General features: G+C 67.8%; 2 protein-coding genes. Both read right to left on the bottom strand.

Features of this window, described 5'->3' with window-relative positions:
- Nucleotides 1-537: squalene/phytoene synthase family protein (locus tag ACH107_RS32070; protein WP_412509671.1), on the bottom strand; the 537-nt coding region annotated here is incomplete at its 3' end.
- Nucleotides 538-592: 55 nt separating this feature from the next.
- Nucleotides 593-2,215: a citramalate synthase gene (cimA, locus tag ACH107_RS32065; protein WP_412509672.1), complete on the bottom strand. Its 1,623-nt coding sequence runs from the start codon at nt 2,213-2,215 to the stop codon at nt 593-595.
- Nucleotides 2,216-2,357 lie beyond the last annotated feature (142 nt).

Raw genomic sequence — 2,357 nt, 5'->3', positions numbered from 1 at the left:
GGCCCGGCCATCGACCAGCGGAACGCGTCCGCGCGCCTCAAGCTCCGGCACCGCCTGCAGGAACCGCACCAGTCCCGCGCCATGACCCAGCGCGCGCACCTCCGCCTGGATGCCGGCCCCGCCGCCCAGCAGCCGCACGGCCTGCCACATCAGCTCTGCCGCCGTGGCGTCGAGATAGTCCGCGAAATGCGCCGCATCCTCGAAGGGGTCCTTGTAGATGTCCCAGCGTCGGACGGCGACCGTCCGATCCAGCGCCTTTGCGGCCTGCGCATCCAGCACCGCGGCCAGTTGCTGCGTTACCTCGTGGCTGCGCACCGGGCCGCCCGCGGCGATCTCTTCCAGCGCGTCGCGCCACCATTGCAGGCGCATCTCGGCGATCATCGGCTCTTCGGTCACCCAGGGCGCGCGGCTGACCTCGATGTTGAAGGCATAGAGCGGGAACAGCACCCCACGCGCCGCAGGTGGCGCGGCCATGGTGGCGAGAAACCGGTCCGGGTCGCCCTTCTCGACGATCTGCGCGCAGGCCTCGAAACTCATGCCCGCCCCAAAATTCCAGAATTTTGGGCCCGCCACCGAATTTCTGGACATTTGGTCATGCCACCGCCGCGTCGCGCATGAGCTTCCAGATGATCCCCTCGAGCAGCGCGTCAAAAGCCGCATCGACGATATTGGCGCTGACGCCCACCGTGGCCCAGCGCTGCCCGGTGCCGTCCTGGTAGTCGATGATGACGCGTGTCACCGCCTCGGTCCCGCCATTGGTGATGCGCACCTTGAAGTCGACCAGCTTCATGTCGTCGATCATCGCCTGGTAGGGGCCGAGATCGGACTTGAGCGCCTGCCAGAGCGCGTTGACCGGCCCCTCGTCGGACATGTCCTGCGCATGTTCGTTCTTGAAATAACTGGTGCGCGACGCGCCGCGGATGCTGACCGTCACCACGGCCTCGGATTCCACCACGATCTCGCCGCGGGCATTGCGGCGGCGCTCGGAGATCACCCGGTAGCGTTCCACGTCAAAGAAATCGGGCAGCGTTCCCAGTTCGTCGCGGGCCAGCAGTTCGAAACTCGCCTGCGCCGTGTCATAGGCAAAGCCGGCCGATTCCTGCGCCTTGATCCGGTCGAGGATGCGGGCCAGCGCCGGATCGCCCTTCTCCACCTCGATCCCGGCGCCGGTCAGGCGTTCGCGCAGGTTCGACTGCCCGGCCTGGTTCGACATCGGGATGATGCGGGTGTTGCCCACCAGGGCGGGGTCGATGTGTTCGTAGGTGGTGGGGTCCTTGGCGATGGCGCTGGCATGCAGCCCGGCCTTGTGCGCGAAGGCCGAGCTGCCGACATAGGCCGCCTGCTTCATCGGCACGCGGTTGAGGATGTCGTTAAGCAGCCGCGAGGCCCGGGACAGGCCGGTCAGCGCCTGCGCGGTCACGCCCGTCTCGAAGCGGTCGGCATAGGGCGCCTTGAGCATCAGCGTCGGGATCAGCGTGGTCAGGTTGGCATTGCCGCAGCGCTCGCCCAGCCCGTTGAGCGTGCCCTGGATCTGGCGCGCGCCCGCGTCCACCGCGGCCAGCGTATTGGCCACCGCGCTCTCGGTATCGTTGTGGGTGTGGATGCCGACATGGCTGCCCGGCACCCCCGCCGCGATCACCGCCGCCGTGGCCTCGGCGACCTCGGCGGGCAGTGTCCCGCCATTGGTATCGCAGAGTACCACCCAGCGCGCCCCGGCCTTGTAGGCGGCCACGCAGGCATCCAGCGCATAGGCCGGGTTGGCCTTCCAGCCGTCGAAGAAATGTTCCGCGTCGAACAGCGCCTCGCGCCCCTGGGCGGCGATATGGGCGATGCTGTCGTGGATATTGTCGCGATTTTCCTCCAGCGTGATGCCGAGGGCCTTTTCCACGTGGAAATCATGGGTCTTGCCGACGATGCAGACGGCGGGCGTCTTCGCGTTCATGACCGCGGCAAGGACATCGTCATTGGCCGCCGAACGCCCCGCGCGCTTGGTCATGCCAAAGGCCGTCAGGGTCGCGCGGGTCTGCGGCGCGGCAGCGAAGAAATCGTTGTCGGTGGGATTGGCGCCGGGCCAGCCGCCCTCGATGTAGTCGAGACCCAATTCGTCGAGCACCTCGGCGATGGCCTGCTTGTCGGCGGTAGAGAACTGCACGCCCTGCGTTTGCTGCCCGTCGCGCAGGGTGGTGTCGTAGAGGTAGAGGCGATGCTTTGTCATGGCGCATGGCTCCCTTGGGGCACCGGGCCGGCACCGCCGGCCAGCCTGGTAGCCGACCTCGAGCCCCGAGCGGAACTCGACGGGCCCGCCGAGATCCACGCCGTCACCCGCCTCGTAGAGGCCGGTCATGGCGTGAAGCTGC

This window comes from Roseovarius halophilus (ex Wu et al. 2025) (assembly GCF_047086965.1).
This window is presented reverse-complemented; position numbering and strand designations above follow the sequence as displayed.